Annotated in this window: 9 protein-coding genes; all 9 read right to left on the bottom strand. The window is 24.7% G+C overall.

Going from position 1 to position 7,445, the window contains the following annotated elements; translation table 11 throughout:
• Window positions 1-340 precede the first annotated feature (340 nt).
• The 9 genes from HMPREF0202_RS04200 to HMPREF0202_RS04160 all read right to left on the bottom strand — a co-directional run bounded on the left by HMPREF0202_RS04200 (window position 341) and on the right by HMPREF0202_RS04160 (window position 6,813).
• Window positions 341-1,321 (bottom strand): type IV secretion system protein, encoded by a 981-nt coding sequence (locus HMPREF0202_RS04200; protein ID WP_023052045.1) that lies wholly within the window; start codon window positions 1,319-1,321, stop codon window positions 341-343.
• Between the two features lie 59 nt (window positions 1,322-1,380).
• Window positions 1,381-1,665 carry a hypothetical protein gene (locus HMPREF0202_RS04195; RefSeq protein WP_023052044.1) on the bottom strand — a complete coding sequence of 95 codons (285 nt, stop codon included), beginning with the start codon at window positions 1,663-1,665 and terminating at the stop codon, window positions 1,381-1,383.
• Window positions 1,666-1,696: 31 nt separating this feature from the next.
• On the bottom strand, window positions 1,697-2,395 hold the full coding sequence (locus tag HMPREF0202_RS04190) for a hypothetical protein (protein ID WP_211231159.1): 699 nt from the start codon (window positions 2,393-2,395) through the stop codon (window positions 1,697-1,699).
• A gap of 111 nt (window positions 2,396-2,506) precedes the next feature.
• The gene (locus HMPREF0202_RS04185) at window positions 2,507-2,770 is read right to left on the bottom strand and encodes a Txe/YoeB family addiction module toxin (RefSeq protein ID WP_023052042.1); all 264 of its coding nucleotides are present in this window, start codon (window positions 2,768-2,770) and stop codon (window positions 2,507-2,509) included.
• The gene (locus HMPREF0202_RS04180) at window positions 2,763-2,948 is read right to left on the bottom strand and encodes a hypothetical protein (protein WP_023052041.1); all 186 of its coding nucleotides are present in this window, start codon (window positions 2,946-2,948) and stop codon (window positions 2,763-2,765) included. The genes HMPREF0202_RS04185 and HMPREF0202_RS04180 overlap by 8 nt, the downstream gene beginning before the upstream one ends.
• 116 nt (window positions 2,949-3,064) lie before the next feature.
• Window positions 3,065-3,325 carry a hypothetical protein gene (locus HMPREF0202_RS04175; RefSeq protein WP_023052040.1) on the bottom strand — a complete coding sequence of 87 codons (261 nt, stop codon included), beginning with the start codon at window positions 3,323-3,325 and terminating at the stop codon, window positions 3,065-3,067.
• Between the two features lie 396 nt (window positions 3,326-3,721).
• Complete coding sequence (locus tag HMPREF0202_RS04170) at window positions 3,722-4,714, bottom strand: hypothetical protein (RefSeq protein WP_023052039.1); 993 nt, start codon at window positions 4,712-4,714, stop codon at window positions 3,722-3,724.
• Between the two features lie 582 nt (window positions 4,715-5,296).
• Window positions 5,297-6,265: a reverse transcriptase domain-containing protein gene (locus HMPREF0202_RS04165; protein ID WP_211231158.1), complete on the bottom strand. Its 969-nt coding sequence runs from the start codon at window positions 6,263-6,265 to the stop codon at window positions 5,297-5,299.
• Between the two features lie 44 nt (window positions 6,266-6,309).
• Entirely contained in the window at window positions 6,310-6,813 is a 504-nt protein-coding gene (locus HMPREF0202_RS04160; RefSeq protein ID WP_023052037.1) for an RNA-dependent RNA polymerase family protein, read from the bottom strand.
• Window positions 6,814-7,445 lie beyond the last annotated feature (632 nt).

Below are 7,445 nucleotides of genomic sequence, written 5' to 3'. Positions count from 1 at the left end.
TTTAAATTTATTTTTTAAATTTTTTACATTAAAAAACCTCATAAAATTGATTTTAAAGTGCTTCTTAGAAGAAAGGTGATATAAGACTTAGGTGATTTATTTTCGTTGTTATTAAAGGTTTTATAAATTAAAACTTTACTTCTCTATAAAAATTTGATATTATTTTGGAAATCATTTAAAATTTAGTTAAATTCATTGCAAAAGGGGAAAGTTTATCTTTCCTCTTTTGTTTTTACTAAAAATATGTTACACTGTTAGAAGGTTTGTTTTATTGAGGATTTATTTCCTTAAATAAAAATGGGGGAGATTGTATTCTCCCTCATTTTTATTTTTTGTAAAATTACCTATTATTTTTTAAATTTTTTGCTCCTTTTATCGCGCCAGAAATTCCGCCACCTATAGCTCCAGTAACAGTACCAACAACACCACCAGCATATCCATTTTTAGCATACCCAGAAATTCCACCTTGAGAAGCTCCAGCACTTGCTCCAATACCAGCTTGTTTTACAATAGTACCCGCTCCAACTGCACCAGCAATTGCACCAGCAGTAAAAGATTTTACATCTAATCCCGAACTTAATTGAGGAGTTCCTTGTATTATAGATGCTGATAATCCAGACGTTTTACTTGCTAAAAAGGCTAGTCCTGCTAATCCTGCTATATACATTAATCCACCTCCTAAAGTATTTTCAACTAATGGCTCATTTAGATATTTTGTTATGAAACTAATTAAAAAGGTTAGAAGAAATATTTTTATATTTTGAGAAATTACTAAACTAAATACACGCTCTCCCATAAATCTTGTTTTTTCAAACATACAAAATGGAATAAAAATTATAACCAGTGAAGTAATTAAAGAATATTCTAAATAAACTATAAAAATTTCAAGAGCTAAATAACAAACAATAACAATTCCAAAAATTAGAAGTACCAAAAATAACCATGAGGACATATCTGAAAATTGTATGTTTTTTCTAAGCTTTTCTAACTCTAAAAAACCATTTCCTATAATAGCAGAAGGCATTCCACTTGGGTTTTTTATTTCAACACCAGAAGCTTTTCCAGCTAACCATATAAAACTTTCGTTTATTTTAACTAATAGTCTTCTATACATAAATATCATCGTATATAATCCAGCCCACATTCCAAATTTATTTCTTAATATTTTTACTGGATCACTTTCCTCTTGCCTCCAAGCTATAGCTACTAAAAGTTCAAATCCAAACATTAATGTTAATATTCCTAATGCTATTGGTTCTAAGCGTTCTGTTGCAAGTGAAAATTTATTCATTAATTCATTAAGTATTGTTGTTAAATCCATGTGAAACCTCCTATTGAAATTCGTTAGTTAATAAAAAAGTCTGTAACAAATGTTACAGACTAAAGTTGCACTTTTTTAAATTTATCTAATCCTAAAGATTTTTCTGTTGATAATTTTGCTTCCCACTCTTCAAGCTCATTTTGAGCTTCTTTTTTTCCTTCTTTCATTTGGCTTTTTAATTTTTGGATAATGACATCGTATTTTTTTTGAGAATTTGTATCTCCAGCTACTATTTCTTTTACTAATTTTTCTTTTTCTTCTCTTGAAGTTAATTCAACAATATCTTTTTTACCACAAGCAATAAATGAACTTGTTATTAAAATTAGCATAATAATTTTTTTCATAATAAGTTTCTCCTTATAATTTTATAAAGTTTCAAAGTTTTATTTTTTTAAATTTATCTAATCCTAAAGATTTTTCAACCATTTCTTTTGTTAATTCTTTTTCAGTTTCTTGTTTTTGCATTTCCAGTGCTTTTAATCTAATTTCTTCTGCTTGTAAAGCTTCAATTCTAGCTAATTTATTAGCTTGGTCATCTCCTACAGCTTTTATGGCTTGTAATGATTGTAAGTTTCCATTTAGTGTTCCCGTATTTTTACCAAACGAATTTAATCTATTTTTTTCTCTTGACATTTGATTTTGCATTGTAGTTGTTACTTTCATAGAAGTTTTTAAATTACTATTCATTTCTCTTGATAACTTTAAACTTTCTCTTTCAAGTTGCTCTCTATCCATATTTTTATATTTCTCAATCTTTTGAAATAAATTCTCATAATTTTTATCAAAATTTTGTTGGTTTCTAATTAAAGATTGTGAATTATCATTTATTTTTACTAAGCTATCTATCCCATCTAACAGAGCTTGATTTTCTTGTCCTAAAATAGTTGCTCCTATTTGTGATAAATTGGTTGCATCATTCTGCAATTGTTGTATTTGTTGCTGTGTTTGTAATGCGTTTTCTGTTGCTGTTTTTATCATTTCAATTTTTTGAAGCAACATCATTTGATAATTTGCCATATTTTGCTGATGATTCGCCGCATCATAAACGGGAATAGCGAAGCTATTTGTAAACATTTTACTAAATAATAAAAAAATCAGCAATATTTTTTTCATAAATAACCCTCCATATTGTATTAAATTTTTAAAATAAAAAAGTCTGCCCTTTATTTAGGTACAGACTTTCAATCAATCATAGTGTCCAAAACAAGCCAAAATAATTAATTCTCCTTCATTAAACTTGTAGATTATTCTATGTTTTTTATCAATTCTTTTTGAATAACAACCTTCAAAATTTTTGCCTTTTAACTTTTCTGCTTTTCCACTTCTATTAAGTGGATCTCTTGCACTTTCAGTTATCATTTTTTTAGCTTTTTGATATAATTTTTTATCTTCTTTTTCTAACTCTTGTATATCTTCCCAAGCATTTGGAGTAAATAAAATATTAAGCATTTTCAAACCCTTTGATTGATAATAATCTATTAGTGTTGTATTGCTTTATACTTTCTGTTAATCTATCAAAATTTTTAGGATTGTTAAGTACTTCTATTGTTTCATTGGCTGAATTAAGAGCCTTTTTTAGAGTATTTAACTTTCTTGTAGAATAGTTTATTTTTCTTTTCTTAGACATACTAACACCTCTTTCAATAATATTCTTTGATTACTATTGATTTTATTATATTTTCAAAGAATTGTCAATATTAACTTGCCAAAGTAGTTTAATAAAATTTTTATAATATAATCATCTTAAAATCCAATATACCTTTTTTTAGTATATTCATATATGATTACTTTGTCTTTATCTTTTGGTGTACAAATTCGAAGTACATTTTTCAATGCTTTTTCTATTTCGTTAGTCTCAATAAGTCCAATTTTTTCTAATCCTTTTACAAATTCAAATTCCGTTTTAAAGTGAACACTAGTTGAAAGATACTGTAAACAAAATTCTGAGTCTAACTCAACTATCATTCCATCAATTAATCTATGTTTTAGGTCTGTTTTATTCATTTTAATTCATCTCCTTAAAATTATTAAAATTTGTATAAACATAAAAAATATATAGTCTGCATTAATATTTAGTTTCCAATGTTCTTATTTTGCACTTTTTAGGGTGGAAAATTCTTTTTTTAAGTAAAAAATATTTAAATTTTTGAAGTATAATTCTTAATCAAGTTTAAATCCTCTTATTTTGTGCTAAAAAACACTTTAAAACAATCGTGCGACGAAATCACATGAAAAAATCAAAGTTCCTTAAAATCAATATTACAAGCTTTAAAACTAAAGGTATATTTTGAAAATGATTTTATATTGTCTTTAAACTTTATGATTGTATCTTTTAAAAGAGTTTTTAGTATTAAACTAAGAAAGTTCTTTAAAATATTTAGTCATGCTTTAAACTTAATTTTACAAAGTTTTATTTAAATATTTTTCATTATATTTTTTACACAGTAAATTTCCTATCTCATTTTCTAGAGCTAATCCATCTAGTTGTATTTCATCAAATATTTCTTTTTCTAATCTCACTATCTCTTCTTTTCCTAGCTCTTCTTTCATAAATTTTATTTTTTCAGCTCTAGCTATAGGTCTTTTAACTTCTTCTTGATTTGTTGTAACTATAGTTTTAGGAATTTTTTTCTCTAATATTTTTCCTATACTTATAACTGTTGCTATTACGTTTAAAGAAAGTCCTTGTTCTATACCTGTGTTGTATGTGTTAATTAAATAGTTTTGTATTGTTTTTTCTGTTTCTTTTTTCTCTAATTTTTTAATAGCTTTTTCTATCTTTGGTTGATAATGAACTCCTTTTAAATTATCAACTAAAAATTTTTCCCATTTATCTTTACAAGGAAATCCTTTTTCATTTTTTTCTAAAATATTTTCAAAAGAAGCATGTTCTTCTTTACATGTACATGTTTTATTAGTATTTTTATATGTATCAGTATTTTTACATGTATTAGTATTTATATATCCCTCGATTTTACGATGGTCGTTGGCAACGATCTTCGTTGACAACGAAGGTCGTAAAATCGACTGGTCGTTGGAATTGGTATTTTTTTTATTTAAGTACTCGTTTTTTAAACTTTCAATCTCTTCAATTGTAAAAGGTATTTCATTTAAAAAATATAACCATTCAAATTCGCTTTTTCTGCCTGGTACACCTCTTTTTAATCTAACTACATATTTACTTTTCTCAAGCTCTTTCATGTAATTTTTTACTTTTGTGTATGACTCTGATGTATTACTTGCGATTTCGTTCATATTAAAGTCCCATTCCTCTGGTCTTGATAACATTAAAGCTAAAAGTCCTCTAGCTCCAAATGTTAGTGTTTTATCAAGTAATAATTTATTTGATATTTGAGTGTATTCTTTTCGAGTTTTGTTATATACTCTTGACATTAAAACTCACCTCTTAGATAAGTTTTAATATTAAGTTTTAAATTTTTATTTATATATTTTTTTAAATTTGAATAACAATTGATTTTTTTATCAATTTTTGATTTCATGCAATTCCTCCTAATTATTATGTATTTTTAAAAGTAAAAAATTGCAATTTCAAAGTACTTAAAACGTACCATTATTCAAAAATTTTAAATTTTTTCGAATTTTTTTTTGTTAAAAAACAGTTGAAAAATAAAGGAATTGATAAATGTGATAAAGATACTACTAAAGAGTGGGAATAATAATTAAAAATATAAAATACCTTGATTAATTCAAGGTATTTTTTTATTACTCTCAGAGTAATAGTATTTTTTATTCAGAAAGTGGTAAAACAAATTTTTTTAAACTCAAAGAAAATGTTTGTTATAAAGCTATGATATCAGTAGATTACTTCAAGATACCTTACGAGCCACCTACTACAAGATTAATTTCTCACACTAAAAATATATCCCTATATTCATTTACAAAAAAATTACTCTATTACCTATTTTATGATAAATAAAAAATTCCCCGAAAATTTTCAAGGATTTTTTCTATTATCTAATATTGTTCAAACTCACTTTTTTCTTTTGGAGTACATTTGCAAAATTCTATTTTTTTTCTTAAGCTCTTTCTATATCCATAATACTCTAATTCCAAGCGCCTTAATTTATACAAATTTTGTTCAAAATTATTAGCTTTTAAATAATAATAATTTGATTTTTTTATTTTAAATCCAAAATTTTTATACATAAAAAATTTTAAATTATTAAATATCCATCTATCAATCTTTTTCAATTGATGGACATCAGTTATGTTTCCGAAGTATCCTATCCAATTTTTATAATCTGGTTCTTTTCCACATTTTTCACATTTTTCATAAAATGCTCTATTCCCAATAATTTTAAAATTTATTTTCCTAATTATGTTATTTAATACTTTGATTGATTTCTTTTCTTCAAACTCTTGCAACTTTTCAGCTTCATTCAAGATTAATTTTATTTTATTTTTAAATGCTATTTCATTATTTTTTTTTACTTTTACTTTATTTTTCTTTATTTCAAATCCAACATAATTAGTTGATCTCTCATTTAAGTTTATAACTTCACTTTTTTCTCCTAATGGATGTACTTTTAATTCTTTCTTTGATAACTGACTTTCAACTTCTTTAAAAATTTCTTCTATTTTTTCATCATTTTTTAATAATATTAAGAAATCGTCAGCATATCTTATATATTTCAAATCATACTTTCTTCTCAAAATGTTCGAAATCCATAAATCAAAGTCATATAAATAAATATTTGCTAGTAACCCTGAAAGAACTCCTCCTTGAGGAATTCCCTTTTCTCTTCTCTCTCTTTTAACTTTGACATTATGAAAAATTTTTAAAGTTGGTCTTAATTTTCTCCCTTTATATCTCGTCTCTTTTAAATTTTTAGATGTTATTCTGTATGAATACAAAAAATTCTTTAAAATAGTAAGTAATATTTTATTATCTTTTCCAAAAAATTTATATAAATCATTTATCATTAACTTATGATTTATAGTATCAAAAAATTTACTTAAATCCATATTTAAAACATATTTAAAACATATTTATAATCTAACTCTATATATTTTTGTATTCTTCTAACTGCCGAAGGAGCTGATTTCCCCTCTCTATATGCGTAGCTTACTAAATCAATTTCTTTAAATTTTTTTTCTGTATATTCTTTTATACTTTCATAAATAACTTGCTGAACAACCGTATCTTTAACATTTGCTATTGATAAAACTCTTATTTTATTTTTTAATTTTGCTTCTTTTAATGAAAGTCTTTTATCTTTTGAAATTTCTATTTCTCTGAAAGGTTTAAATAAATATTTTCTATTTTTTACTCTATTTATTATTGCTAAAAAATTATTACTATCTGTAAAAATTTTATCATAAGTTCTTAAACTTATTCCATCTTCACCCATTTGTCTTTTATCTTTTTCTGGAATAGATAAATAATCATGTTTTTTTTCCTTAAATTTCTCGTATACTTCTTTTAAATTTTCACAAGTTAAATTTTTTAATATTCTCTCATCTAAATTCATAAAAAAAATCTATCTAAATTACTTCAGATAGACTGCCACCCCCTACTATATTTTGTAGTAAAATTCTTTAGTTATATAAAATAACTACAAGCAACAAAATGTGATATAATATATCTATATAACAAATATTATTTCTGTTAACAAATCAAATGTTGACAGAAGCAGGAACTTAAATCAATTAAGGCAACATACTCTGTAAAAGACTCAAACATTATATAAAAATTGGTGGCTTATTTGAGTCCCGTTTATAACCACCACCTACATAAAATTTTATGTAGTAAAAATCTAGAAGACAATACTAATCATATTGTCTCTATAAGAGTAAACACTTCATATAGTTTGTAAATAATCTTAATAATTAATACAGCCTTTATTAGCATGTTATCACTCCTTGTTGCTTCTGTCAACATTTGATTTGTTAACAGAAACCAGAAGCTAAAACTCTTCCATGGTTAGAGTATTATTTAGTTGCGTTGCATTCCATTATCGATGCAATCCTCCCATATGGAGTATACACTCAAAAAAATCATTTGTCAAAATTATTTCTTATCTTTATTAATAGAGTAAATTTATAAAGCTCTATAAAATCATTTGTTCTCAACTAATAAAAATATTTAAATATATATTAATTT

The organism is Cetobacterium somerae ATCC BAA-474, from assembly GCF_000479045.1.
In the GTDB taxonomy this organism is placed as follows: domain Bacteria; phylum Fusobacteriota; class Fusobacteriia; order Fusobacteriales; family Fusobacteriaceae; genus Cetobacterium_A; species Cetobacterium_A somerae.
This window is presented reverse-complemented; position numbering and strand designations above follow the sequence as displayed.

Excerpts from the sequence above, each read along its gene's own strand:
- HMPREF0202_RS04200 (WP_023052045.1), bottom strand. The coding sequence starts at position 1,321 with ATGGATTTAACAACAATACTTAATGAATTAATGAATAAATTTTCACTT.
- HMPREF0202_RS04195 (WP_023052044.1), bottom strand. The coding sequence starts at position 1,665 with ATGAAAAAAATTATTATGCTAATTTTAATAACAAGTTCATTTATTGCT.
- HMPREF0202_RS04190 (WP_211231159.1), bottom strand. The coding sequence starts at position 2,395 with ATGTTTACAAATAGCTTCGCTATTCCCGTTTATGATGCGGCGAATCAT.
- HMPREF0202_RS04185 (WP_023052042.1), bottom strand. The coding sequence starts at position 2,770 with ATGCTTAATATTTTATTTACTCCAAATGCTTGGGAAGATATACAAGAG.
- HMPREF0202_RS04180 (WP_023052041.1), bottom strand. The coding sequence starts at position 2,948 with ATGTCTAAGAAAAGAAAAATAAACTATTCTACAAGAAAGTTAAATACT.
- HMPREF0202_RS04175 (WP_023052040.1), bottom strand. The coding sequence starts at position 3,325 with ATGAATAAAACAGACCTAAAACATAGATTAATTGATGGAATGATAGTT.
- HMPREF0202_RS04170 (WP_023052039.1), bottom strand. The coding sequence starts at position 4,714 with ATGTCAAGAGTATATAACAAAACTCGAAAAGAATACACTCAAATATCA.
- HMPREF0202_RS04165 (WP_211231158.1), bottom strand. The coding sequence starts at position 6,265 with ATGATAAATGATTTATATAAATTTTTTGGAAAAGATAATAAAATATTA.
- HMPREF0202_RS04160 (WP_023052037.1), bottom strand. The coding sequence starts at position 6,813 with ATGAATTTAGATGAGAGAATATTAAAAAATTTAACTTGTGAAAATTTA.